This is a genomic window from Pedobacter aquatilis (assembly GCF_032678425.1).
GTDB lineage: Bacteria > Bacteroidota > Bacteroidia > Sphingobacteriales > Sphingobacteriaceae > Pedobacter > Pedobacter aquatilis_B.
Genome location: NZ_JAVTSG010000004.1, coordinates 220,364 through 247,088, shown reverse-complemented (window position 1 = coordinate 247,088; position 26,725 = coordinate 220,364). Strand labels below are relative to the sequence as shown.

Annotated in this window: 24 protein-coding genes; 10 read left to right on the top strand and 14 right to left on the bottom strand. The window is 36.4% G+C overall.

Features of this window, described 5'->3' with window-relative positions; genetic code table 11:
* Positions 1-30 precede the first annotated feature (30 nt).
* Positions 31-939, bottom strand: a complete 909-nt coding sequence (locus R2Q16_RS14480) for a cyanophycinase (protein ID WP_316737956.1) — start codon at positions 937-939, stop codon at positions 31-33.
* Positions 940-1,190: 251 nt separating this feature from the next.
* Here R2Q16_RS14480 and cphA point away from each other — a divergent pair, with 251 nt between their 5' ends.
* Complete coding sequence (gene cphA, locus R2Q16_RS14475) at positions 1,191-3,806, top strand: cyanophycin synthetase (protein WP_316737955.1); 2,616 nt, start codon at positions 1,191-1,193, stop codon at positions 3,804-3,806.
* 70 nt (positions 3,807-3,876) lie between these two features.
* On the opposite strand, the gene infB is transcribed toward cphA, so the two are convergent.
* From infB to R2Q16_RS14455, 4 genes are all read right to left on the bottom strand, one after another.
* Positions 3,877-6,927, bottom strand: coding sequence for a translation initiation factor IF-2 (gene infB, locus R2Q16_RS14470; RefSeq protein ID WP_316737953.1), 3,051 nt, complete (start codon positions 6,925-6,927; stop codon positions 3,877-3,879).
* Between the two features lie 59 nt (positions 6,928-6,986).
* Entirely contained in the window at positions 6,987-8,231 is a 1,245-nt protein-coding gene (gene nusA / locus R2Q16_RS14465) for a transcription termination factor NusA (protein WP_316737951.1), read from the bottom strand.
* A gap of 1 nt (position 8,232) precedes the next feature.
* Positions 8,233-8,697 (bottom strand): ribosome assembly cofactor RimP, encoded by a 465-nt coding sequence (gene rimP, locus R2Q16_RS14460; protein ID WP_316737950.1) that lies wholly within the window; start codon positions 8,695-8,697, stop codon positions 8,233-8,235.
* Between the two features lie 121 nt (positions 8,698-8,818).
* A complete protein-coding gene (locus R2Q16_RS14455; protein WP_316737949.1) occupies positions 8,819-9,241 on the bottom strand; it encodes a hypothetical protein in 423 nt (140 codons plus the stop codon).
* A gap of 18 nt (positions 9,242-9,259) precedes the next feature.
* Between R2Q16_RS14455 and R2Q16_RS14450 the strand changes: the two genes are divergently transcribed.
* The gene (locus R2Q16_RS14450; RefSeq protein ID WP_316737948.1) at positions 9,260-9,604 is read left to right on the top strand and encodes a phage holin family protein; all 345 of its coding nucleotides are present in this window, start codon (positions 9,260-9,262) and stop codon (positions 9,602-9,604) included.
* A gap of 68 nt (positions 9,605-9,672) precedes the next feature.
* Here R2Q16_RS14450 and R2Q16_RS14445 read toward each other — a convergent pair whose 3' ends face one another.
* The 4 genes from R2Q16_RS14445 to panC all read right to left on the bottom strand — a co-directional run bounded on the left by R2Q16_RS14445 (position 9,673) and on the right by panC (position 13,408).
* Positions 9,673-10,812, bottom strand: coding sequence for an acyl-CoA dehydrogenase (locus tag R2Q16_RS14445; RefSeq protein ID WP_316737947.1), 1,140 nt, complete (start codon positions 10,810-10,812; stop codon positions 9,673-9,675).
* Positions 10,813-11,047: 235 nt separating this feature from the next.
* Complete coding sequence (locus R2Q16_RS14440; protein WP_316737945.1) at positions 11,048-12,040, bottom strand: lysylphosphatidylglycerol synthase transmembrane domain-containing protein; 993 nt, start codon at positions 12,038-12,040, stop codon at positions 11,048-11,050.
* Between the two features lie 6 nt (positions 12,041-12,046).
* A complete protein-coding gene (gene panD, locus R2Q16_RS14435) occupies positions 12,047-12,397 on the bottom strand; it encodes an aspartate 1-decarboxylase (protein ID WP_047800032.1) in 351 nt (116 codons plus the stop codon).
* 165 nt (positions 12,398-12,562) lie between these two features.
* Positions 12,563-13,408 carry a pantoate--beta-alanine ligase gene (gene panC, locus R2Q16_RS14430; protein ID WP_316737940.1) on the bottom strand — a complete coding sequence of 282 codons (846 nt, stop codon included), beginning with the start codon at positions 13,406-13,408 and terminating at the stop codon, positions 12,563-12,565.
* Positions 13,409-13,557: 149 nt separating this feature from the next.
* Here panC and R2Q16_RS14425 point away from each other — a divergent pair, with 149 nt between their 5' ends.
* The 3 genes from R2Q16_RS14425 to glmS all read left to right on the top strand — a co-directional run bounded on the left by R2Q16_RS14425 (position 13,558) and on the right by glmS (position 17,787).
* On the top strand, positions 13,558-14,382 hold the full coding sequence (locus tag R2Q16_RS14425) for a glycogen/starch synthase (protein WP_316737939.1): 825 nt from the start codon (positions 13,558-13,560) through the stop codon (positions 14,380-14,382).
* Positions 14,383-14,404: 22 nt separating this feature from the next.
* A complete protein-coding gene (locus R2Q16_RS14420) occupies positions 14,405-15,811 on the top strand; it encodes a DUF4270 domain-containing protein (protein WP_316737937.1) in 1,407 nt (468 codons plus the stop codon).
* 137 nt (positions 15,812-15,948) lie between these two features.
* On the top strand, positions 15,949-17,787 hold the full coding sequence (gene glmS / locus R2Q16_RS14415) for a glutamine--fructose-6-phosphate transaminase (isomerizing) (protein ID WP_316737936.1): 1,839 nt from the start codon (positions 15,949-15,951) through the stop codon (positions 17,785-17,787).
* 66 nt (positions 17,788-17,853) lie between these two features.
* Here the strand turns inward: glmS and R2Q16_RS14410 are convergent, their stop codons facing one another.
* A complete protein-coding gene (locus tag R2Q16_RS14410; RefSeq protein ID WP_316737935.1) occupies positions 17,854-18,291 on the bottom strand; it encodes a single-stranded DNA-binding protein in 438 nt (145 codons plus the stop codon).
* 63 nt (positions 18,292-18,354) lie between these two features.
* On the bottom strand, positions 18,355-19,416 hold the full coding sequence (gene mutY / locus R2Q16_RS14405) for an A/G-specific adenine glycosylase (RefSeq protein WP_316737933.1): 1,062 nt from the start codon (positions 19,414-19,416) through the stop codon (positions 18,355-18,357).
* A 171-nt stretch (positions 19,417-19,587) separates the two neighbouring features.
* Between mutY and R2Q16_RS14400 the strand changes: the two genes are divergently transcribed.
* The 5 genes from R2Q16_RS14400 to R2Q16_RS14380 all read left to right on the top strand — a co-directional run bounded on the left by R2Q16_RS14400 (position 19,588) and on the right by R2Q16_RS14380 (position 24,945).
* Positions 19,588-19,890, top strand: a complete 303-nt coding sequence (locus R2Q16_RS14400; RefSeq protein ID WP_055909222.1) for an HU family DNA-binding protein — start codon at positions 19,588-19,590, stop codon at positions 19,888-19,890.
* A gap of 11 nt (positions 19,891-19,901) precedes the next feature.
* On the top strand, positions 19,902-20,777 hold the full coding sequence (locus tag R2Q16_RS14395; protein ID WP_316737932.1) for a hypothetical protein: 876 nt from the start codon (positions 19,902-19,904) through the stop codon (positions 20,775-20,777).
* Positions 20,778-21,060: 283 nt separating this feature from the next.
* Complete coding sequence (locus R2Q16_RS14390; RefSeq protein WP_316737931.1) at positions 21,061-22,611, top strand: Rne/Rng family ribonuclease; 1,551 nt, start codon at positions 21,061-21,063, stop codon at positions 22,609-22,611.
* 142 nt (positions 22,612-22,753) lie between these two features.
* The gene (gene radA / locus R2Q16_RS14385; protein WP_316737930.1) at positions 22,754-24,130 is read left to right on the top strand and encodes a DNA repair protein RadA; all 1,377 of its coding nucleotides are present in this window, start codon (positions 22,754-22,756) and stop codon (positions 24,128-24,130) included.
* Between the two features lie 350 nt (positions 24,131-24,480).
* Complete coding sequence (locus tag R2Q16_RS14380; RefSeq protein WP_316737927.1) at positions 24,481-24,945, top strand: DUF4920 domain-containing protein; 465 nt, start codon at positions 24,481-24,483, stop codon at positions 24,943-24,945.
* A gap of 59 nt (positions 24,946-25,004) precedes the next feature.
* Here R2Q16_RS14380 and R2Q16_RS14375 read toward each other — a convergent pair whose 3' ends face one another.
* Genes R2Q16_RS14375 through R2Q16_RS14365 form a run of 3 tightly spaced genes read right to left on the bottom strand, consistent with a single transcriptional unit; the run spans position 25,005 to position 26,634 of the window.
* A complete protein-coding gene (locus R2Q16_RS14375) occupies positions 25,005-25,742 on the bottom strand; it encodes a ThuA domain-containing protein (protein ID WP_316737925.1) in 738 nt (245 codons plus the stop codon).
* Between the two features lie 32 nt (positions 25,743-25,774).
* A complete protein-coding gene (locus R2Q16_RS14370) occupies positions 25,775-26,209 on the bottom strand; it encodes a low molecular weight protein-tyrosine-phosphatase (protein ID WP_316737923.1) in 435 nt (144 codons plus the stop codon).
* 2 nt (positions 26,210-26,211) lie between these two features.
* Positions 26,212-26,634: a hypothetical protein gene (locus tag R2Q16_RS14365; protein ID WP_316737922.1), complete on the bottom strand. Its 423-nt coding sequence runs from the start codon at positions 26,632-26,634 to the stop codon at positions 26,212-26,214.
* Positions 26,635-26,725: the final 91 nt, after the last annotated feature.

Sequence of the window (26,725 nt, the reverse complement as noted above, 5' to 3'; positions counted from 1 at the left end):
GCTTTGTCCTTTTGCTTTAAGCTTGCTGAACTATCCTACCGGAACAACTTTTGGGTGATGAATCACTAAGCTATGATCTTTCAGATCATAAACATCGCCATCACACATCACGTGTACAACCATATTTTTTATGGAAACTGGTTGTCCCATTTCAACATCAGTTAAGTTAGTGTCTGCCATGTTTCTGCCGTCAACCAAAATTACCATTCCTGAACCGATAGCCTCCATAATATGGCCATCTGAGATAAACAATCCAGTATCTTCTCCTAAACCAATACCTAGATTGCCTGGGTTACTTGCTGCTGCATATAATAAACGCCCAATTCTACCACGCTGAACAAAGTGTGTATCCACAATAACATCATCAATAAAACCTAAGCCACCCGTTATTTTTACTTCGCCTTTAAGCAATGCATCTTTACTGCTTCCTTGGTAAATCATGTTTTTTGAACTTGCTGCAGCACCTGCAGATGTACCTGCAATTACTACTGGCTCATTCTTGTATTTTTCTAAAAGGATTTGATGGATTTTTGTGCCCCCAAAAATTGAGGATAACCTTAATTGATCACCTCCGGTAAAAATAATAACCTCTGCCGCTTTAATTCTTTCACAATTTTCTTCAGCATTTGCATCTTCACGGTTTGCAATATTTAATACGCCAAGATTATGAACGTCTAACTGAGCGTAAGCCTTTATGTATTCTTCGCCCACTTTTTCGGGCATTAATGATGCTGTGGTAATGATTTCAAATCGCGATTCAGCATCTTTTAAAGATTCTGTAGTAATTCTTTTTAAAATTCCACGCTCAAAAAAATTCATGTTTTCAGTCAGCCCAAATTGCGTTTCTGCAAAACTGCCTGTATTTATTGCACCACCTATTATGATGAGTTTACCTTTCGGAACCATTCTTTGTGTATTATTATTTAACGAAAAACTCAAATATATCAGCTTATGATAAAAAACACGACTTTTTTTGTCAATAATATTCAGGTTATTAACAAACGTTAATAGAATTTTTGCAAGCGTTAATCTTTTTTATAATCAAAATAAAACAAATACACTTTAAATTGATTTAGCTATTTGATCGTTACTAATTAAAAATAAATGTATAATTTACAGTCACCAAATTTCGTTCAAATAATAATTAAAACGGCCATTTCCACTCTTTATTAAACGAAGCAAAACATTACATGAAGATATTAAATATACAAGTATTAAGAGGGCCAAACATTTGGTCAATCAGTCGCAAAAAACTAATCCAAATGCGTTTAGATTTGGAAGATTTAGAGCAAAGGCCAACTAACACCATTGAAGGATTTAGTGAACGAATTGAGAAACTTTTACCAAGCATGTTTACCCATCGTTGTTCGAAAGGTGTTGAGGGAGGTTTTTTCACAAGGGTAAAAGAAGGAACATGGATGGGGCATGTTATTGAGCATATCGCACTCGAAATTCAAACCATTGCTGGTATGGATACTGGTTTCGGAAGAACTCGTCAAACCAAAACTGAAGGTATTTATAATGTTGTTTTTACCTATCTGGAAGAAAAAGTTGGTGTTTATGCTGCCGAAGCGGCTGTAAATATTGCGCAGGCTTTAATAGATGGAACTGAATACGATTTAGAGCACGACATCCGTCGGATGAAAGAGATTCGTGAGCTAGAGGCTTTAGGTCCTAGTACAGCTTCAATCGTACAAGAAGCCGTTAGCAGAAGTATTCCGTGGATTCGTTTAAATAAAAGTTCCCTTGTTCAATTAGGTTATGGTAAAAATCAGGTGCGTTTTCGTGCAACAATGACCGAAAAAACAAGCAGTATTGCGGTTGATATTGCTAGTAATAAGGAAGAAACGAAACGATTACTTACCGAAGCTGCAATTCCTGTAGCTAAAGGTGTTACCATTTCAAATCCTGACGATGTAGAAGCATCAGTGGAAAAGGTTGGCTTTCCGCTAGTTTTTAAGCCTTTGGATGGAAACCATGGTAAAGGCGCTACCATAAATGTGAAAACACTTGAAGATGCAAAAGCTGCTTTTGAATATGCCAAGACATATTCAAGAAGGGTTATTATTGAGAAGTTTATTACGGGTTATGACTTTAGAGTACTTGTAATTGATAATAAGGTTGTAGCAGCAGCACAACGCGATCCGGCCCATGTTAAAGGCAATGGAATGCATACCATTCAAGAGTTAATTGATAAAGAAAATGAAGATCCTCGTCGTGGTTATGGCCACGAAAATGTATTAACAGAAATTACTGTTGATAGAGATACTTTAGATTTACTTGCAAAAAAGGAATATACACTGGATACCATTCCTGAAAAAGGAGAAGTTGTTTATTTGAAATCGACAGCAAATTTAAGTACAGGCGGTACATCAATTGATGTGACAGATATTGTGCATCCTCAAAATATATTTATTTGCGAAAGAATATCAAGAGTTATTGGCTTAGATATTTGCGGAATTGATATCATGGCACAAAACCTAACACAACCGCTCACCGAAAATGGAGGTGTTGTTTTAGAAGTTAATGCTGCACCAGGATTTAGAATGCACCTTGCACCAAGTGAGGGCTTACCTAGAAACGTAGCAGCATCGGTTGTCGATATGCTTTATCCGCAAGGCAGATTATCTCAAATTCCGATTATAGCGGTAACGGGTACAAATGGTAAAACAACCACCACGCGTTTAATAGCGCATATTGTGCGAAGCAATGGAAAGCGTGTAGGTTTCACTACATCTGATGGAGTTTACGTTCATAACACGATGTTGATGAAAGGAGATACCACCGGGCCGGTTAGTGCAGAATTTATTTTAAAAGACCCAACGGTAGAATTTGCAGTGCTTGAAACGGCTCGCGGCGGAATTTTAAGAGCTGGTTTAGGCTTTAATGCTTGCGATATTGGTGTCGTAACCAATATTCAGGAAGATCATTTAGGAATTTCTGATATTCATACACTCGATGATTTAACAAGAGTTAAGGCTGTTGTAATTGGTGCAGTTAGAAGAAAAGGTTGGGCTGTTTTAAATGCAGACAACGGCTATTGTGTACGTATAGCAAAAGATGCCCGCTGTAATGTTGCTTACTTTAGTATGGATGAGAATAATCCGGTTATTAAAGAACATTGCAGAAAGGGTGGCGTTGCTGCCATTTACGAAAACGGATTTATCACCATTAAAACTGGAGATTGGAAGTTGAGAGTAGATAAGGCAACACATATTCCACTAACTTTTGGTGGTTCTGTGAATTTCATGATTCAAAATGTACTGGCAGCAACACTTGCAGCTTATTTATGGGGCTACAAACCAGAAGATATCCGTTTGTCTTTAGAAACCTTCATTCCCTCTGCAGCGCACACGCCTGGACGAATGAACGTTTTTAACTTTAAAGATTTTAAGGTTTTAGTTGATTTTGCACATAATCCTGATGGTTTTAATGGCGTAAAAGCTTTCTTACAGTCTGTTGAAGCCACAAAGCATGTTGGTATAATTTCTGGGACTGGTGATAGAAGAGATGAGGATATTATCGAAACTGCTAGAATTTCTGCTCAGATGTTTGATAAAATTTATGTTTGTCAGGAGAAATATCTACGTGGCCGCGACCAACAGGAACTTGTAGATTTGTTAGTGAAGGGTATTAAAGAGGTTGATCCTAATAAGGAAATCGTGATTAATAATAAAAGTACAGCTTGTCTTCAAGAAGCGATTGATACGGCTGAGAAAGGCTCTTATATAACTATTTTAAGTAATACGATTGATAATACAATTCAAAGGGTTACAGAGCATTTGGATAAAGAGCTGGAGGGTTAATCCTGAAAAAGCTATATAACAAGAAAGCCCCGAGATTTTCGGGGCTTTCTTGTTATATAAGAAATTTTAATTATAATTTTCTTGCTACTTCTACTTGTTCGTAAGCTTCTACAATATCTCCAACTTCAATATTATTAAAGTTTTGAATGTTTAAACCACACTCATAACCTTTAGAAACTTCTTTAACATCATCTTTAAAGCGTTTTAAAGATGCTAGTTCGCCAGTGTAAATTACAACACCATCTCTAACAATTCTGATTTTGCTATTACGTGTAATTTTACCATCCAATACCATACAACCTGCAATGGTACCAACTTTAGTAATTTTAAAAGTTTCGCGTATCTCAACGTTAGCCACAATTTTCTCTTCAAATTCTGGGTCTAACATACCCTCCATTGCCGATTTAATCTCGTTGATTGCATCGTAAATGATAGAATATAAACGGATATCAATTTGTTCTGCTTCTGCAAGTTTACGTGCACCTGTTGATGGACGAACCTGGAAACCGATAATAATCGCATCAGAAGCTGAAGCTAGCAATACATCAGATTCTGAAATCTGACCAACACCTTTACTAATGATATTGATTTGAATCTGTTCAGTAGAAAGTTTCAATAATGAATCGGCTAGGGCCTCAATCGAACCATCCACATCACCTTTAACAATGATGTTAAGTTCTTTAAAGTTACCAATCGCTAAACGACGGCCAATCTCATCAAGTGTAATGTGTTTCTGTGTACGTAAACCTTGCTCACGTTGTAACTGCATACGTTTGTTTGCAATATCACGAGCTTCACTTTCACTTTCCAGTGCATTAAATCTATCACCAGCTGTTGGTGCGCCTTGCATACCCAATACTTGTACTGGTTGTGATGGGCCTGCAGAATCTACTTTAGCACCACGTTCATTAGTTAACGCTTTAACACGTCCGCTATAACTACCAGCTAAAATTGGGTCTCCAACTTTTAGTGTACCAGCCTGAACCAATACTGTAGTTACAATACCGCGTCCTTTATCTAAGGCCGATTCGATAACTGTACCAGTCGCTCTTTTGCTAGGGTTAGCTTTAAGTTCTAATAATTCAGCTTCTAATAATACTTTATCTAAAAGCAAATCAACATTTAAACCACTTTTGCTCGAAATTTCCTGAGATTGGTATTTACCACCCCAATCTTCAACCAAAATGTTCATTACTGATAACTGTTCACGTACTTTATCTGCGTTAGCACCAGGTTTATCTACTTTCGTAAATGCAAAAACCAATGGTACACCTGCAGCTTGTGCGTGATTTATTGCTTCTTTAGTTTGAGGCATTACTGCATCATCCGCCGCAATAACAATAATTGCTATATCGGCAGCTTTAGCACCACGGGCACGCATCGCTGTAAAGGCTTCGTGACCAGGCGTATCTAAGAAGGTTACTTTTTTACCAGAAGGTGTTGTTACCATGTATGCACCAATGTGCTGTGTAATTCCACCCGCCTCACCAGCTACAACATTTGCTTTACGGATATAATCCAGCAATGATGTTTTACCGTGGTCAACGTGTCCCATAATCGTAACAACCGGAGCTCTTTCGATTAAATCTTCTTCGTTATCCTCTTCCTCAATTACGTTGTCTTCTTCTTCATCAGGTTTTACGAATTGAATTTCGTAGCCAAACTCATCAGCAACAATGGTTAAGGTTTCAGCATCTAAACGCTGGTTGATTGATACGAACATACCCAGACTCATACAAGTACCAATAATTTTGGTTACCTGAACATCCATCATGTTCGCCAACTCATTAGCCGTAACAAATTCTGTTACTTTTAATATTTTTGATTGCGATTCAAGTTCATTTGCTGCCTCTTCTGCCGATGAAGCCACATCATCACGTTTTTGACGACGTAATTTAGCACGTTGAGCAAATTTACCAGACTTACCTGCGCCGCTTAAACGAGCAAGAGTTGCCTTGATTTGATCTTGAATTTCTTTCTCAGTAGGTTCTTCTTTAGGTCCGCTTGGTGTAGCATTTCTGTTTTGGAAACCTGGTCTGTTATTATTTCTATTTCCTTGATATGGAGTTCCGCCTTGTCCTGCAGGTCTATTACCCTGGTATGGAGTTCCACCACCTGGTCTGTTACCTTGATATTGTTGACGTGGCTGTCCTGGCGCACCGCCCTGACCCTGACCAGCAGGATTTTGGCCTTGCGGTCCTTGACCACCATGTTGTCCTGGTGCCCCTGGAGTTTTTTTACGTTTACGTTTGCGTTTAGCAGCTTCACTATCACTAGATGATGCAACCGGACCATTTCTTCTGTCTGGAGTTGTAGGTAACTCAATTTTACCAATAATATTTGGTCCCGTAAGTTTAACAGTACGTGCCTTAATTACTTCCGGTTCAGAACTAGTTGCGGCAGGAGCAGGTTTTTGCTCAACTGGCTTTTGTTCTGCCTTAGGTTGTTCAACAACTGGTGAAGGTTTTTCTTCAGCTTTAGCAACAACAGGAGTTGGTGCTTCTTCTTTTTTAACCTCAACAGGTTTTTCTTCAACCTTTGGTGTTTCTACAACTGGTTTTGCAGCAGCTTCAACTTTAGGCGCCTCAACTGGTGCTTCTTCTTTTTTAGAAGGGCGAGTTTTTGAGTTTAAATCATTTAGATTGATTTTCCCAACAACTTTTACACCTGGTAAATTGCCATCTTCTGCTTTTTCTTCCTGTTTAGTTTCCTTAACAGGTTCGGCAGCAGCCGTGGCAGGCTGCTCTACTTTTGGTATCTCAACCTTTTCAGGCTCAGCTTTTGGCTTTTCTACCGGAGGCGTAAATGTTTGAGCATTTTTTATCAAAATCTCTTCATTTTTCTCGAAATCGGTATTCTTTTTAGGTGCTTCAGCTGGCTTTTCAGTCTCAGGCTCGTCACGACGTATTTTACCAATCACTATTTGTTTGGCTTCTTCTCTTACGATCTTATCTCCCTGATACTCTTTTAATAAGGCATTATACATATCGCCCGTAAGTTTAAACATAGGGCTTTTCTCGGCTGAGAATCCCTTTTTGTTTAAAAACTCAACGGCCGTACCCATGCCTATATTAAGTTCTTTAATAGCTTTAATTAAAATGATTGGTTTGTCGTCTGACATTTAGCTCCTGTTATTTTTTATTTAATACAAAAGTAGTGTTTATTTGGTAATTACACCACTTATTCAAATTCTGACTGTAAAATCTGAACCACTTCCTTAATGGTTTCTTCTTCTAAGTCGGTGCGTTTTACCAAATCTTCTACTGTAAGTGCTAATACACTCTTAGCAGTATCGCAACCGATAGCCTTTAATTCATCGATGATCCAGCTATCAATCTCATCTGAGAATTCTTCTAAATCAACATCTTCATCGTTTTCTTCACCTGCTTCGCGATAAACATCAATTTCATAACCGCTTAGTTTTCCGGCTAATTTAATGTTATGTCCACCACGGCCAATTGCTAATGAAACCTGATCTGGTTTTAAGTAAACCGATGCATGTTTAGTTTCATCATCTAGTTTAATAGAGGTAATTTTTGCCGGGCTTAAAGCACGGGTGATGTATAATGAAATATTATTTGTGAAGTTAATCACGTCGATATTTTCGTTTTTCAATTCGCGAACGATACCGTGAATACGAGAACCTTTCATACCCACACAAGCACCTACCGGATCGATACGGTCATCATAAGATTCTACCGCAACTTTAGCACGCTCTCCTGGTTCACGAACAATTTTCTTAATGGTAATTAAACCATCAAAAATCTCCGGAACTTCTTGCTCGAATAAACGTTGCAAAAATTCTGGTGCTGTTCTCGAAATGATAATTTTTGGATTAGCGTTAATCATTTCTACTTTAGAAATTACTGCTCTTACAGAATCTCCTTTTTTGAAATAATCAGCAGGAATTTGCTCTGTTTTAGGCATTAAAAGCTCATTGCCTTCATCATCCAAAACCAAAGTTTCTTTTTTCCAAACCTGATAAACTTCACCGGTTACGATTTCACCTACGCGGTCTTTATATTTTTTGAAAATTTCGTCTTTCTCTAATTCTAATACTTTAGAAACCAAAGTTTGGCGGGCAGCTAGGATAGCTCTACGTCCAAAGCTCTCTAAAGTAATTTGTTCGATGTAGTCATCGCCAACTTCTAAAGTACTGTCTAATTTAGAAACCTCAGCAAGTTCAATTTCTAAATCATCATCTTCAGAAAATCCATCCTCCATCACCTTTCTCGTTCTCCAGATTTCCAAATCCCCGTTGTCAGGATTCACGATAACATCACAGTTTTCGTCTGTTCCGTATTTTTTACGCAACATGCTACGAAAAACTTCTTCCAACACACTAATCACCGTAGGGCGATCTATATTTTTGAAATCTTTAAACTCCTGAAAAGAGTCAATTAAATTAATTGTTGTAGTACTCATTTTACTTAAATGAAATTAACACACTTGTTTCTATTATATCATTAAACGGAACAGTTGTTTCAACCAAAACCGCTTTTTTCCCTTTTTGTTTAACTGATTCTTCAATCAGCAAGTTATTTTCGGTAACTGATAAAAGTTTACCTTCTTTTTTTTGTCCTTCTTTTAGTTTTATACTAACTGTACGACCAATGTTTTTATTGTACTGGCGGATAAGTTTTAGCGGTTCGCCAACACCAGGAGAAGAAACCTCTAAATTATAAGCCTGCTCTATTGCATTTTCCTCTTCTAGATGAAAACCAACATGCCTGCTAATTGCCACACAATCCTGTATGCTTATACCTTCGTCGCCATCAACATGGATAATTAATTTGTTGTTTGGCAACATTTTTACTTCAACCAGGAATAACTCTGGTCTGTCTGCAATTTTTTCCTCTACGAGTGCTGTTACTCTCTTTTCTACCTGCATATTTTAACCTGATTTCATAGAAAAAGGGGACATGGTCCCCTTCTCTTTTCTTCGATTACGATGCAAATGTACAAATATTTTGCAAATAATCAAACTCTTATACAGTAATTTACACTTTGGATTATCTTTTTAACACCTGAACATAGGGTTGAAGATTGTGCGTAATTTTACCTTTAAATAACTTATTCTTATCTGCAAAGGATGTTCCTAAATAGGTTTCAACGATGTAGGTTTTGCCTTTGATAAAATTTTCTTCGGGTGTAAAAACTATAGAATCAGCAAGCAGCTTCAATGTTCCTGAAACTTTCTCTTCGTCTTGCAGACTATCGGTAACATTCGGTATCGACAGTATAGAAACCAAATTAGAAGAATCGAGACTTAGGTTGTTCTTGACTTGATACAGGCTTGTTTCATCGATCTTTTTGATGATAATTAAATTGCTATCAGCCGAAAACTTAATAACAGGATTCTTGTTTGTGTTAGAGCAAGAAGCTATATTTATTATCAAAGACAACAAAAACACAAATTTAACTGGTTTAAACATTTTACTAAATTAAACATTATGAGATTAATTATCGAAGTGCTGTTAATGGGGCTTGCCTTTTTTATCGGCGCAAAATTAGTGCCCGGCGTAAGTATCGATGGATTTGGAAACGCGATTATTGCAGCAGTTTTAATTGCATTAGCCAATGCAACTATTGGCTTTATTTTAAGGCTTTTAACCTTCCCCGTAAACTTTATAACATTGGGTTTAATGTCATTTATTATCACAGTATTGATGATTTTGCTTGTCGATAATATGATGACCACCTTCAGTACAAGCGGCTTTCTATCAGCAGCTTTCTTAGCAATTGTTGTCGCTTTAATCAAGGCAATATTTGGCGCAATTGCAGGGGAAAAAGAATAAATCTGAAAGTCGAAAGTCCATAGTCTCGAGTCGATTTAGACTCCGGACTATGGACTTCGGATTCAAGACTATCTGATTACTTCCCTCGAAATCACCATTTTTTGAATTTCTGATGTTCCCTCATAAATCTGAGTAATTTTTGCATCACGCATTAAGCGTTCAACATGGTATTCTTTTACAAAACCATAGCCACCATGCACCTGAACAGCTTCTACGGTAACATCCATAGCAACTTTTGAAGCATATAATTTAGCCATCGAACCTGCTTGTGTATAAGGTAATCCTTGGTCTTTTAACCAGGCGGCTTTGTAAACCAATAATCTGGCCGCCTCAATTTGTGTAGCCATATCAGCAAGTTTAAAAGCAATTGCCTGGTGTTCAGAAATCGGTTTACCAAAAGATTTCCGCTCTTTGGCATATTGCGTTGCTAACTCGAAAGCTCCCTGAGCAATGCCTAATGCTTGCGCAGCAATTCCGATTCTTCCGCCCTCGAGGGTTTTCATAGCAAACTTAAAACCAAATCCATCTTCTCCAATTCTGTTCTCCTTTGGGACTTTAACATCGTTGAACATTAAAGAATGTGTATCGGACCCTCGAATACCAAGTTTATTTTCTTTCGGGCCAATTGTAAAACCTTCCATGCCTTTTTCTACGATAAAAGCATTAATGCCCTTGTGTTTAAGTTCTGGATGGGTTTGCGCAATAACTAAATAAGTTGATGCCGTACTGCCATTGGTTATCCAATTTTTAGTTCCGTTTAGCAGATAGTAATCGCCTTTATCTTCTGCAGTTGTGCGTTGCGAAGTTGCATCTGAACCTGCCTCAGGCTCGGAAAGGCAAAAAGCACCAATTTTTTCACCCGAAGCCAAAGGTTTAAGGTATTTTTCTTTTTGATCTTCGCTTCCATAAGCTTCAAGTCCGTAACAAACTAAAGAGTTGTTTACCGAAACCACAACCGATGCAGATGCATCAATTTTAGAAAGTTCTTCCATAACGAGAACGTATGAAATTGCATCAAGGCCACTTCCATTATATTTTGGGTCAACCATCATTCCTAAAAAGCCCAGTTCTCCTAGTTTTTTAACCTGCTCTGTCGGGAATTTTTGGTGTTCATCTCGTTCTATAACGCCAGGCTTTAATTCTTCCTGCGCAAAATCACGGGCAGCCTGTTGTATCATTAATTGCTCTTCATTTAATTCGAAATGCATAACATTTATGTATAAAAGGTTAGTAAATCAAATGTAGGGTTTATAGATTGAAAATACTATGGTTGCATAGTATTATTTTTAATAGATGAGTCGTATCTTAAATACAAAGCACCATTATTTGTATAATAATTATCATCCTGTAATCATCCAGTTTATCTACGATTTATTCCCAGTCTCTATACGGAGTTGGATACCGAGATAATACCGATATATAATCGAGGAGATAGGGAGTATATTAACCTGCCGTGGCAGTCGGTTGTTTCTTAACCAAAACAACCAGCAGACTTAATCCGCCTAAAATCAAAATTACAAGTGCTTGTGATGAATGGATGATTGTGGCGTAAGCTAACCCATCATTGAAGGGAATATTGTAAAGAACCAATGATTTGGCAACCATCCAATGGAATACTCCAATGCCACCTTGAACAGGTGCTGCCATTGCAAAACCAGAAAATACTACTGCGGTAAATGCTGCGCTAATTGATAAGGCTGTAGTTTGTTCCATTGCAAAAAAGCATGTGTAGATTGAAATTAAATAACAAAGCCAAATTAACAAGGTATAAGTCAAGAACAATCCTTTTTGCTGGAGTTTGCCGAAGGAGCCAAATCCTTGTCGCAGGCCGACAAATATTTTCAAAAACTTTCTGTTAAATCGTTGTCTCAAAAAATAAATTAAAGCACTAAGAATAATCAATAATATTATTGTAAGTCCGATTAATAGGGAATAGTTAGCTGATGTGATTTTATTTAAAATAGCTTTGTAAATGATTTCCTGAAAGAAGTTAGAAACTAAACCGTATTGAAATATCAGCATGATTGAGGCACTGAAAAGCAACATTAGCACGTCAAATAGTCGTTCGGTAATCACCGTACCAATCGATAGAAACATCGGGATTTTCTCGGTTTTGTGCATCACCGAGCATCTGCCAATCTCTCCAAACCTTGGCAAAGCCAGATTAGCCAGGTAGCCAATCATAACAGCATGGTAAATATTCCAGAATTTAGGTTTGTATTGAATGGATTGATAAAGCATTTGCCACCTCAGTGCCCTGATAATGTTGGCAATAATAACGGCAAATGCTGAAATAAATATCCAAAAGAAGTTGGCGGCTTTAATTTCTAACCAGATTTTATATAAATCCTGATCCTTGAAAGCCAGGTATAGAACACTTGTACCTATTAAAAACAGGATGATATATTTTAACGCTGTTTTTAGGTCAAGTTTCAAAAGCTTTTATTTTAATAAATGGTTGTTATCATCAGGAAAAACAAGAATAGGGTTGTATTTCTTAGCTTCGTCAATTGGTAATGAACCGTAAGACATGATAATTAATACATCTCCAAGTTGTGCTAATCGGGCTGTTGCGCCATTTAAACAAATTGTACCAGTACCGCGTTCCCCTTTTATTACGTAAGTTTCGAAACGTGCTCCGTTGTTATTATTTACAATCTGCACCTTTTCATTCGCAATAATATTAGCTGCGTCCATTAAATCTTCATCAATCGTAATACTGCCTACATAGTTTAATTCGGCTTGTGTAACTCTAACACGGTGTATTTTTGATTTTAATATTGTGATAACCATTCGGCAAAGTTAGTAATAATGAATTATAGAATTAATGAAATGATAGAATTAGAGATTGATTGGATTTGTGAAGGGTGGGCAGAACAAAAATGATTAAATATTTGGGTGATTAAATTAGCTATTGAAATATACCATTCACTAATTCAATCAATCAAAACTCATTCATTATCTAATAATCATATTATCAATCAACCTGGTATTGCCAACTTTTGCAGCAACTAGTGCAATTTGATTTTTTTCTTCTTTTGAGGTAGCAGGTTCTAAAGTATCGCTGTTGGCAATTGTAAAATAGTCTAATTCTACGCCTTCAATTCCGTTATAAAAGTTTTTAGCTTTTTCCTGAAGTTCAGTTAGTGAAAACTTATCGTAATTATCTAGAACAAACTGAAGCGATTTGCTCAAAACTAAAGAGTGGATTCTGTCAGCTGATGATAAATGTATATTTCTACTGCTCATCGCTAAACCATCATCTTCGCGGATAATCGGGCAGGTAAAAATTGTAATGGGTAAGTTAAAATGCGCAAGCATATTTTTTATCATCAATACCTGTTGGAAATCTTTTTGCCCAAACATAGCGATATCTGGTTCTACCGCATCAAAAAGTTTTTTTACAATTTGAGTTACGCCCTGGTAATGTCCTTTTCTAAATTCACCTTCTAGTAAAAACTCGGCTTTGCCTAAATCAATGTGCCAGTTTTCATTTTCTCCAGAAGGATACATTTCATTTACATTTGGCATAAAAACACCATTGCAACCCGCTTCATCTAGCATGGCTAAATCATGCTCAATCGGTCGGGGGTATTTTTCCAAATCTTTTGGATCTGTAAATTGTGTTGGGTTAACGAAAATGCTGCAAATAATAATATCGGCGTTTTGTTGCGCTTGTTTAATTAGCGAAATATGGCCATTATGCAGTGCACCCATGGTTGGTACAAGTGCTATTTTTTTACCTGCTGCCTTTAAAGGTTTTAAGTATGCTTTAAGAGCATCTTTAGTTTTAAATATTTCCAATTCGGACAATCTAAATTAAAGGCGTAAAGGTGTAAATTAATCTAAAACTAAGCAAACAAATACTTGCTATATTGATAAATAGTATTATTATTCTTATCTTTGCAGCTCATTATCTTTTATTTAACTTAATATTTTCTTAAAATATGGAGATGGCAAAAACGAAGCTGCTGATTGTTACACACGAGATGTCGCCTTTCCTCGAGCTTACTAAAATTTCTGAAATCACCCGTCAATTACCACAAGCAATGCAAGAGAAAGGATTCGAAATCCGCATTCTTATGCCGAAATTTGGTAACATCAACGAAAGAAGAAATCGTTTACACGAAGTAATCCGCTTGTCTGGAATGAACATCATTATCGATGACAATGATAACCCTTTAATTATTAAGGTAGCTTCTATCCCTGCGGCTCGTATGCAGGTTTATTTCTTGGATAATGAAGAATATTTCCAACGCAAGCAAGTATTTAGAGATGCAAGCGGAAAATTCTTTGATGATAACGATGAGCGCACAATTTTCTTCTGCAAAGGTGCATTAGAAACCGTTAAGAAATTAGGATGGGCACCAGATATCGTTCATTGTCATGGCTGGATGAGTTCTTTAGTGCCTGCTTACATCAAAACAACGTATAAAAACGACCCGACTTTCAAAAATTCAAGAGTTGTTTATTCTGTTTATGAGGATGGCTTTACAGAGAAATTAAATGCTAATTTTTCTAAAAAAGCGGTTATGGCAAACATGACTGAAGATGATACCAAAGCTTACGAAGGTGCTGATGTTAACAGTTTGCATGTTGGTGCTATTACGCACTCTGATGCAGTTGTTTTAGCTGACGAAAACCTTGACGCTTCTTTGTTAAAATTTGTTAAAGATTCAAATAAGCCAACTTTAGCTTATAACTTAACCGAAAATTTTGAAAACTTCTATACTTTTTATGAAGAAGTTTCAAATGAAGAATTGGTTTCTGTAGCTTAATTAGGCATTATTATTTTTAAATATGAAATTTACAAAACAAGACTTATTAACCCTGTTGATAGGTCTTTTTCTTTTTGCGTCGTGTAAAAACCCTAATGGAGTTGGTTTAGATGTAGATCCAAATTCGGCTATACAAGGCACATTGGTTAACGACCAACTGGTTAGTTCACAAACGGTAAAAGAACCGGTTTTAACTACGTCTAGATTGGCTGCACTTCCTTTCGGATATATGGTTGATCCGATTTTCGGAAAAACTGAATCAAGTGTTGGGATGACTGTTCAGCTTCCTGGAACTGAAACTAGTCTTGATTTTACATCCGCGACATTAGACTCTGCAGTACTTGTTCTTAATTTAGGTACTCAGTTTTATGGTGATACTGCAACATCAAAATACAGTGTAGATGTATACCAACTTAGCAGTGCACTTACCAAGTATAAATCTTCGGATGTGATTGCGCACAATAGCACTTTGCTTGGTAATTTCAATAACAGAATATTTCCTAATACTAAAGTAAAGGTAACTGAGGTGGTAACAAGCGGGAAGGATACAGTTAGAACAATGACACCTCAAATCAGAATTCCTTTAAATAAGGCTTTTATACAAAGTACAATCTTAAGTTTGCCTACAACTGGTACTTCAAGTAATTCTAAGTTTATTGAATATTTCAAAGGTTTGTATGCGGAGATAAATAAGTCAACTTCTACCGGAACTGGCGGTGTTGCATTTTTAGATTTCGCAAGCTCAAATTCTTATCTGCAATTAGTGTATAGAAAACCCAATACTACAAGTGGTGTAGATACCCTATCAAAAAACTTTGTAATAGGAGCAGGAGCTGTTTCAGCTAATATTAAACACGATTACACTGGTACAGCTATACAAACACAATTAGATAATCCAGCAGTTCAATACGGTGTAACTTATTTACAAGGTTTGGCTGGTGTTCGAACTAAAATTAGTTTTCCAACGCTGAAAAACTTTACAAGTGTTTACGGCAAAGCGGTAATAAATAAAGCAGAATTGGTAGTCGATTTAAGTGCAGGGACTTATGCGCTTCCATTTGCGCCATCGCAAAGGTTATCGTTATACCGTTGGGATATTGCAGAGCAGGAGGTGAATGTTCCTGACCGCGACCAATCTACATCAAATTATGCAGGCGACCCAAGGGCTAAAGCCGATGCTGCTTTTGGAGGATATTACGATTCATTAAAAAACAGATATGTATTTAATGTAACGGCATATGTTCAGGATATCATAGATGGAACAAAAATTGATTACGGAACATTTATTGCCCCTGAATCTTTAACAGCAACATCATTTGATTTAGGTGCGGCCAGATCGACAACATCAGCATCAAGAGCCGTTATTGGTTCATTTGGAAATACAACAAATCGCCTTAAGCTTAATATTTATTATACTAAAATGAATTAAGTAAAGTTAAAACTTAGAAAAAGCCTCGTTTACAATCCGTATCCGAGGTTTTTTTTTGCTGTTTAATTGGCAAAAAGCCAACAGCGTATTGAAACAAACGTTTGTTTATTATATTTGCCGCATATATTTATAAAAACATGTGTGGAATAGTAGGTTACATTGGTTATAGAGAAGCTTGGCCAATCGTTTTAAAAGGTCTGAAAAGATTAGAATACCGTGGTTATGATAGCGCAGGTATTGCGTTAATGAATAACAGCGGCGAACATATTTATAAAAAAGTAGGTAAAGTAGCGGCTTTAGAAGAGTTTGCTGAAGACAAAGATAAATCTGGCAGTATTGCAATGGGTCACACAAGATGGGCTACACATGGTGTTCCATCAGACCGTAATTCACACCCCCACACATCCAACAATGGTCAGCTATCTATAATCCACAATGGTATTATCGAGAATTATGCAACCATCAAAGAAGAGCTTATTGGTCGAGGTCACGAATTTAATAGCGATACCGATACAGAAGTTTTAATTCATCTTATCGAAGAAATTCAAAAAATTGAGCAAATCGATTTATTTGAAGCCGTTAGATTGGCATTACATGAGGTAAGCGGTGCATATGCCATCGTAATTATGGATAAGGAAAATCCAGATCGTTTAATTGCAGCTAGAAAAGGTAGCCCAATGGTTATTGGCGTTGGCAAAGGCGAATATTTTATCGCATCTGATGCAACTCCAATTATAGAATATACTAAAAACGTAATTTACCTTAACGATAATGAAATTGCCTTAGTAACCAAGGATGATTTATTGGTAAAACATTTAGATAATGTTGTTCAAACGCCTTTGATTCAAGAACTTGAATTGAAACTTGAAATGCTTGAAAAAGGTGGTTTTGATCATTTTATGTTAAAGGAAATTTACGAACAACCTCGCTCTGTTAAAGATTGTATGCGTGGCCGTATTTATCCTGAAGAAGGAAAAGTACAGTTAGGTGGTATTAAAGAGTTTGTAGAGAAGCTAAAGAACGTTGACAGGATAATTATTGTTGCTTGTGGAACTTCTTGGCACGCTGGATTAGTTGGTGAGTATTTAATTGAGGAATATGCTCGTATTCCGGTTGAGGTTGAATATGCTTCGGAATTCAGATACAGAAATCCGATTATTACGGAGAAAGATGTGGTAATTGCAATTTCTCAATCAGGGGAAACAGCTGATACGATGGCCGCAATTGAAATGGCTAAAGAAAGAGGTGCAACCATTTTCGGAATATGTAACGTTGCCGGGGCTTCAATTCCAAGGTTATCTCATGCAGGTGTTTACACACACGCTGGTCCCGAAATCGGTGTAGCATCAACAAAAGCTTTTACAGCTCAGGTTACTGCACTTACTTTGATGGCATTCTATATGGCTCAGCAAAAAGGAACCATTACACAATCTAAAATGATTAGTTTGTTAACTGAGTTAGATACCGTTCCGGATAAAATTCAGATTGCGCTAGAATCAAATGAACTGATCAAAGAAGTTGCCGAGAAGATAAAAGACTCAAGAAACTGTTTGTTTTTAGGTAGAGGAAGTGGTTTTCCGGTTGCTTTAGAAGGCGCTTTGAAACTTAAAGAGATATCATATATTCATGCTGAAGGTTATCCTGCGGCAGAAATGAAACACGGTCCGATTGCTTTAATTGATGAAGAAATGCCAGTAGTTTTTATCGCAACTCAAAATTCATCTTACGAGAAAGTTATCAGCAATATTCAAGAGGTAAAAGCACGTAAGGGTAAAGTGATTGCAATTGTAACGCAGGGCGATACGGAAGTAAAAAAGATGGCCGATTATTGCATCGAAATTCCAGATGCAGATGAAGCATTTTTACCTTTATTGGCCACAATTCCACTTCAATTATTATCTTACCACATTGCTGTGATGCGTGGTTGTAATGTAGATCAGCCAAGAAACTTAGCTAAATCAGTTACAGTTGAATAATAATATATAGAAATAAAAAAGCTGCTCTTGAGAAATCAAGAGCAGCTTTTTTATTTTATGGGAACACTAAAACGGCAAATCTCCATTTTCATCGCCTGGTCTTATTGTAAATTCATCTTCTATTTTTGATTCGGTAGGTTGGGTATGATTTACAGGTTGTCCTGGTTCAAAATCACTTTTCCTACCTAGCATTGTGAAATTCTCGGCAACAATTTCGGTAACGTATTTTTTTACTTTTTCCTTGTCTTCAAAAGAACGGGTTCTTAATTTCCCTTCGATGTAAACTAATTTTCCTTTTTGCAGATATTTAGAAGCAACTTCAGCCAAACCTCTCCACAAAACAATATTATGCCATTCGGTTTGCTCTACTCGTTTACCATCTTTATTGTACGTTTCAGAAGTGGCCAACGGAAAGCTTGCTACCGTAACACCTCCATCCAAGTGGCGAACTTCAGGGTCTTTGCCTAAATGTCCCACTAAAATAACTTTGTTAATCCCAGACATAAAATATTTTTTTGGTTAGTTTTTCAATGTAGACGAATTTTTAAGCCAGTTAAAGAAGGTTAGTTAAGTCTTCAAAATGCTTTCAGAAAATTCTTCAACAAAATTTCTGATAACATTGGGTTTTGGTAATTCATCCAAGGTATTAAAAGAAACCCAATTAAGTTCCTTTTGTTTACTAAAGTTAAAGATATAATTATTTAAAGCAAAAAATTGCACATGGATTATTTGATGCGTTAAAACATGTTTTTTGTAACTCAAAAAAAATATTGAAGCATCTTTTCCAAATGTTTCATTAACTGTCGATTTAAAATTTTCATCATCAGTTTCTGGAATAATTGATGTTTCTATAGAAGGAAAATCATATAAATGTTGCCAAATATCACCTTTTTGTCGTTCGCGAACTAAGATTTTGTCTTGCTCAGCACAAACGAAATAATTTATAAAGCGATATTTTTTTTCGGCCTTTGGCAATTTCACCGGTAACTGGTTCACTGCATTTTTACTTAACGCGTAGCAATCTAAATTTAAAGGACAAACAGCACAATTTGGCGATTTAGGTTTGCATTGAATGGCGCCAAACTCCATAATTGCCTGATTATATAATGCCGGGTCTTGAGTGTAAAGCAAATCATTTGCAAGTTTGAAAAAGTCTTTTTTGCCTTTCGGAGTATTTATTGGGGTGTCAATTCCATAATATCTTGCCAAAACTCTAAATACATTTCCATCAACAACAGCTTTGGCTTCGCCAGATGAAAACGAAGAAATAGCCGCTGCGGTATATTCGCCAATGCCTTTTAACGTAATTAACTGTTGATAATCTGTAGGAAAAATGCCTTGGTAATTATTTACAACAGTTTGAGCAGTGGCATGCATATTTCTACCACGAGAATAGTAGCCTAAGCCTTGCCAAAGTTGCAAAACCTTAGCTTCGGTAGCATTCGCAAAATCAGTAACCGTAGGGAAATTTGTTAAGAATTTATTGAAATATGGTAAGCCTTGCTCAACTCGGGTTTGCTGCAAAATGATTTCAGAAAGCCAAATTGTGTAAGCATCATTCGTATGCCTCCAGGGTAAATCTCTCTTGTTGGCTAAATACCAGTTTATAATCTCATTTTGGAAAGTCATTAATGCAAATTACGGTCTAATTATCGGTTTTAAGAAAAAGTTGCAATACTCTGATAAGCGGGTAGATAAAAAAATCATCTTTTATTTCCCTATCTCATTAAAAAGCAATACTTTTGCAACCCCAAAACAGTGATAATATTAAAATACACAATACATAATAAATAATAAAATATGACTAAGGCAGATATTATTTCAGAAATATCAACAAAAACCGGAATTGAGAAGGTTGATGTGCAGGAAACAGTTGAGGCATTCTTCAAGGTTATCAAAACCAGCATGATTGGCGGTGAAAATGTTTATGTTAGAGGCTTCGGAAGCTTTGTTGTTAAAAAGAGAGCGCAAAAAACTGCTAGAAATATCTCTAAAAACACTGCAATAATTATCCCTGAACACTTCGTTCCAAGCTTTAAACCAGCAAAAGTATTTGTTGATAAAGTAAAAAGTAACTCGAAAAAAATTAAAGTAGAAGCCTAAGTCGAAATATCGTGAATAGTAGCATCAGATTAAAACAAACCATCATTATCGGAGCGATTTTATTGCTTGTTGCCTTTCTATTTACCAGAGACATTAAAGGTTTAGTTAAACCAACAGAAGAAAATGGTAAGCTGCCAAGCTCTGGTCAAATTGCTGAGCAAGGTGCACCATCAACCGCTGGTTTAACAATCGAACAAACCTCAGTTGCTGCTAAAAATGTAATAAACCAAAGCCTTGCTAAGGATATTACAGTTTTAGAAAACAGCTACATAGGTGCATCAGGTGCAGAAAAAGTAGAGCTTGCACAACAATTAGCTCAGAAATGGGATGATGTTGAACAAATTACGCCATCGGCACTTTATTTAGAAGTTGTTGCCGAAGCGAAACCATCTTCAACAAGTTGGTTAGCATCAGGTAATAAATTCTTAAAAGCTTTTGAAAGTACCCAGGATAGCTTGGCACAGCCAGCATTGTTGCAAAAAGCGAATACGTCTTTCAAAAAAGCATTAGATTTAGACAAAGAAAACATCGATGCTAAAACAGGATTAGGTGTAACGATAGTAAACGGTTTAGGCGCCCCAATGCAAGGTATTGCAATGTTGCTCGAAGTTGTTGCTAAAGAACCTAAGAATATTAAAGCAAACATGAATCTTGGTTTATTCTCAATTAAATCAGGTCAGTTTGACAAAGCAATTCCACGTTTTAATACTGTAATCGCCACTGCTCCAACACCTGAAGCCTATTTTTATTTAGCTACGGCTTTAGAAAATTTAGACAAAAACAAAGAAGCTGTAGAAGCTTATTTAAAAAGCAAAAAATTAGCGGCTGACCCAACTTTATCTTCGTTTATTGATAAAAAGGTTGCTGAACTAAAGAATAAAAGTTAATTAACGGATTAATAAAAACATTTAAAACTTAAAATTATGCCAAGCGGTAAAAAAAGAAAAAGACATAAAATGGCTACTCACAAACGTAAAAAACGTTTAAGAAAAAACAGACATAAGAAAAAATAGTTTCTTATTTTGATTTAGCCCGTTTAAACCTCATAGTTTTGCTGTGAGGTTTAAACGCTTATATAAGATTTTTCTTTCGTATAACGTTAGGGCTGTATCACTGTGTTCTTATTTACTATCCATTTGTTAATAGGCGAAAGCCTTAAATCTGTAGCTGTTGGTAAAAGAATTAATTATCAATTCGACTCCTGCCGGAGTTACCATAGCTTTGATTGAAGACAAACAACTTGTTGAGCTTCATAAAGAACAAATCAATAATAACTACGCTGTAGGCGATATTTATTTAGGCCGCATTAAAAAAATTATGCCTGGCCTGAATGCTGCTTTCGTGGATGTTGGTTATGAAAAAGATGCATTTTTGCATTACTTTGATTTGGGCCCACAGGTACAATCTTTAATTAAGCTAACTAAGATCAAGCGAAATGGCTCGGTTACAGGCACATTATTAGATAATTTAAAACTCGAAGCCGATATAAATAAGGCGGGTAAAATATCTGATGTGCTTAGTAAAAATATGCTTTTGCCAGTTCAAATTGCAAAAGAACCTATTTCTACTAAAGGACCGCGATTAAGTTCCGATCTTTCAATTGCCGGCAGATATGTGGTACTGGTGCCATTCTCCAATACCATATCAATATCAAAAAAAATAAAAAGTAATACCGAACGTAATCGTTTAAAAAAGATTATCGAAAGTATTAAACCTCAAAATTTTGGGGTAATTATCAGAACCGTTTCCGAAGGAAGAGGTGTTACCGAAATGCAAAAAGATCTTTTAGATCTGATTGCAAAGTGGGAAACATTTATTAAAAAACTTCCCACTGCCGAACCTGCTAAGCGTGTTTGGGGAGAAATGGACAGATCATCTACGTTAATTCGTGATATTCTGAACCCTGATTTTACAAACGTTTACGTGAGTACACCAGAATTGTACGATGATATTCGTTCTTATGTACACGATATTTCTCCAGAAATGGAAAAAATTGTGAAGTTGTACAAACAGAAGGAACCTATTTACGACCATTTTGGAGTTGAAAAGCAGATTAAAAATGCTTTCGGAAAAACTGTAAACTTACCGGGTGGCGCCTATTTAGTTGTAGAACACACCGAAGCACTTCACGTAATAGATGTGAATAGTGGAAACCGCACCGCCAGTAAAGAAAACCAAGAGGAAAATGCTTTACAGGTTAATAAAGAAGCGGCTAAAGAAATTGCCCGACAATTGCGCTTGCGTGATATGGGCGGTATTGTGGTAATCGATTTTATCGATATGCACAAACCAACAAACCGTAAAATACTATTCGATTATTTGCGTGAGCTGATGTTGTTGGATAGAGCGAAACACACCATTTTACCTCCAAGTAAATTTGGTTTGGTTCAAATTACCAGACAGCGTGTTCGTCCGGAAATGAATATTGTTACGGTAGAAAAATGTCCGACCTGCGACGGGACCGGAGAAATTAAGGCAAGTATTGTTTTAATGGATGATATTGAAAATAACCTGAACTATATTTTGCGTGAGCAAAATGAAAAGGGCATAACACTTTGTGTGCACCCATATATTGAAGCTTATATTACGAAAGGAATTTTCAATCTTCAACGCCGTTGGTTTTTTAAATACGGCCAATGGATAAAAGTCAAAGCACAGTCGGCATATCATTTAACCGAGTTTCATTTTATCTCTTCAAAAGATGAAGAAATAAAACTTTAACAAAAAATACAATTAACAAAAAGCCTGGTTTTAGTAAATCAGGCTTTTTGTTTTTATAGATTTTGATGCCAATATGTTTAAAAAAATTAAAGTATTTTAAAGGGTTAAAATCTAAATTCGTAAATCTAAAACCTTAAATAAATTGGCAAAATCTAAAACTGCATATTTCTGTCAAAGTTGTGGCTACGAATCGGCAAAGTGGCTTGGCAAATGTCCATCTTGTAGCCAATGGAATACTTTTGTAGAAGAAATTGTTGAAAAAACACCTGCATCAGTACCAACCTGGAAAAACGAAAATACTGCCCGAAAAGTTAATAAGCCAAGCAAAGTTGATGAAATTGAACAATCTGTAGAACGCAGAGTGTCTACAAATGATAAAGAACTGGACCGCGTTTTAGGAGGCGGCTTGGTAGAAGGCTCATTAATATTAATTGGTGGCGAACCCGGCATCGGGAAATCTACGTTGATGTTGCAACTTGCCTTGAATCTAAAAGGCAAAAAACTCTTATATGTTTCTGGCGAAGAGAGTGAACAGCAAATCAAGATGCGGGCAGAAAGGATAACAGAAAATCCTTCATCAAACTGCTACATTTTAACCGAAACCTCAACCCAAAATATATTTAAACAAATAGAAATTTTAGAGCCAGAAATTATCGTTGTAGATTCTATTCAAACCTTACATTCATCGCACATAGATTCTACTCCTGGAAGTGTGTCGCAGGTTAGAGAGTGTACGGCAGAACTCCTTCGTTTTGCTAAAGAAACCGGAACTCCAGTTTTTTTAATTGGCCACATTACAAAAGATGGGGCAATTGCCGGGCCGAAAATCCTGGAGCATATGGTTGATACAGTTTTGCAGTTTGAGGGCGACAGACATCACGTATACCGCATATTACGCTCGATAAAAAATCGTTTCGGTGCCGCAGCAGAACTTGGTATTTACGAGATGCAAGGAAGTGGCTTAAGAGAAGTTTCCAATCCATCTGAAATTCTGCTCTCGCAACGCGATGAAGAACTAAGTGGAATTGCTATAGCCGCTATGCTTGAGGGCGCAAGACCAATGTTAATCGAAACACAAGCTTTGGTTAGTCAGGCTGCATACGGAACACCACAACGCTCTGCTACTGGTTTTGATACCAAGAGAATGAACATGCTTTTGGCTGTGTTGGAAAAACGCTGCGGTTTTAGATTAAGCGCACAAGATGTTTTTCTGAATATTGCAGGCGGAATACGTGTTGAAGACCCGGCGATAGATTTGGCTGTTTTAATTGCAATCATTTCATCTCACCAGGATATTCCGGTATCTACAAAAAATTGTTTTGCAGCTGAAGTAGGTTTATCTGGAGAAATCAGGGCAGTTAACAGAATTGAGCAACGAATAGCAGAAGCCGATAAACTTGGCTTTGAAACCATCTACATATCAAAATATAATTTAAAAGGTATAGATGCCAAGAAATATAATTTAGAAATCAAAGCTGTGAGTAAGATTGAAGATGTTTTCGGCTTAATTTTCGGTTAGATAAATTCTAAAACGGGGAATTATGCTCCACACATTTCCACAGTTAATAGCGTGTTTTCCTCAAATCCACAACCCTAAAATTTTTCGGCACAACTTTTATGTTTATTTAAATTATTGATATACAGTTGTTTGAGTATTGTTTTGCTTGAGATTACCACTTTGGATTAACTATTGCCTAATACATTATGTTGTACATCATGGGATGTGATCTATAACAATAGGGATGATTTTCCTCGTTAGTGAGAGCTAGCGAGGATTTTTTTTGCGCTATGTTATTTAGAAAAATTTTAAATAACTTTGTAGCAGATAATTAACCGAATAACTTATTAATATAACCACTAAAAAATATTATGAAAAAGATTATCCTAAGTTTAAGTTTTTGCCTGTTTGCTGCAGCAACATTTGCTCAAGCTGATTTTAAAGGACAAAAATTTGGTGATGCTGTAGCACCAGGTGATGTTAAACCAGCTGCTAAAATGGAAGCTGCAATGGGCGACAAAAAAGTTGCTGATATGAAAATTGAAGGCAAAGTTGTTGATGTTTGCAAAAAGAAAGGTTGTTGGATGACATTAGAAATGCCAAATGGCGAACCAATGCGTGTAACGTTTAAAGATTATGCTTTCTTTATGCCAATGGATGTAGTTGGTAAAAATGTTGTTTTAGATGGTGTTGCTAAAAAACAAACCATTTCAGTTGAAACTTTACGCCATTACGCTGAGGACGCTAAGAAATCTCCGGAAGAAGTTGCAAAAATTACAGACCCTAAAAAAGAACTGGCATTTGAAGCTAAAGGTGTTGTTATTCTAGATAAATAAGAATTTACACTCAATAGAAAACAAAAAGGCTAACTTGTAAAAGTTAGCCTTTTTGTTTTTTAAAATTTTGATTTGCCCATAGCATATTTTATACCTCCGAGTAAATGATTGAGAAACTTATCTTCCGTCCAACACTCCCTAGTATGTCCCATTGAGGTGTAAAAAGCCCTGCCTCCATCGTAATTATGGTACCAGCTAAAAGGATGAAAGTTTCCATTTTTTCCGCCTTTATACGAAGTTTCATCAATGCTAATCAAAACCTTTATATCGGGGTTAATGTCTTTAAAATTATAAAGCTCATCTTTGTGCATCCAAACAGAATCTGTAAAGAATTTGGTTGATGGGTGGTTTTTATCCTTAATTACAAATCTGGCTTCCTGTACTTCCGGATGGCTAACAAAATAAGCGCCTGCAAGTTTACCGTACCAGGGCCAATCATATTCAGTATCTGTAGCGGCGTGTATGCCAACGTAACCTCCACCTGCTTTAATATATTTTTCGAAGGCAGTCTGTTGTTTGTCATTTAACACATCGCCAGTAGTGCTTAAAAAAACTACTGTGGCATATTTTTTTAAATTTCCTTCAACAAAGGCATCTGCATTTTCGGTTGTATCAACTTCAAAATTATTCTTTAGGCCGAGCTGTTGTATGGCTAATTTCCCGGTTTCTATTGAGTTGTGTCTAAAGCCTTTTGTTTTTGAGAAAACCAGAATTCTTGCTTTTTTACTTTGCTTGGTAAAACTTTGCAATAAAAAGATTGAACAAATAATAATGCTGAAAGCTAAAATTCTCTTCATAAGATTTTGGTTAGATGGACGAATTTTTAAATTTAAGAAAGTTGTTTGATAATTTGCTTACATCTTTCTTCAACTTGCTTACAAACGAGTGCAAATAAGTTGTTGTCCCAATACGGGTCAGTGACTTCGTCATTATCTAGAAATAGCTTAACCTTATTTCGCTCTTCGGCCGTTTTAGCCAGACTTTGAACGTCCGTTAAATTATTTCTATCCATTACGAAAATTAAATCGTATTGAGCAAACATGGTATGATTAAATTGCTGTGCTCTTTGCTGGCTTATATCGTAACCAAACGATTTTGCAGCGGCGATACTTCTAGAATCTGGCGCTTTACCAATATGCCAGTTTCCTGTACCCGCCGATGCGATTTTCCAGTTTAGATTTTCTTGATTGGATAAACGGCGCATAATGCCTTCTGCCAGTGGAGAGCGACAAATGTTGCCAAGGCAAACCATTAAAATTTTCAATATTATTTTGCTTTATAAACGTAGTTAAATGTGTAAACTATTCCGTTCTGTAATGAAATAGTTTTGGTTTGCGTAAGCTTATCTTTTTTTAAAGTAAATGGAAAACTTGGGTCAGTAGATAGAAATATCTGATCTCCATCTTTTTTCCAGGTTCTGATTTTGTTATCTACAAAAAGGTCACATAATGCACCGTTAGCTCCGGATGTAAAAGTACCATCTGTCGCAAAAGATAGCATCCAGGTTGCATCACAACTACTTGGACCCATTAACTCTATATAATTACTACTGGTTTTATTGCCAATAGTCATAGCTGGGCTAACATTTGTCGATTCGATAGCCCAGGTATTGCTGGTCAGGGTTTTATCTGCGTCTTTTTTGCACGCCAATGCAGTACATGCTAAAAGAATTAGAAGGAATTTTTTCATGATGGAGATTTTAGATGTATAAATGTAAAGATTTGGTTTTATTACTAAACGAAATCAAAAGCATTTATGCTACAGTAAACAAAAAGAGCTT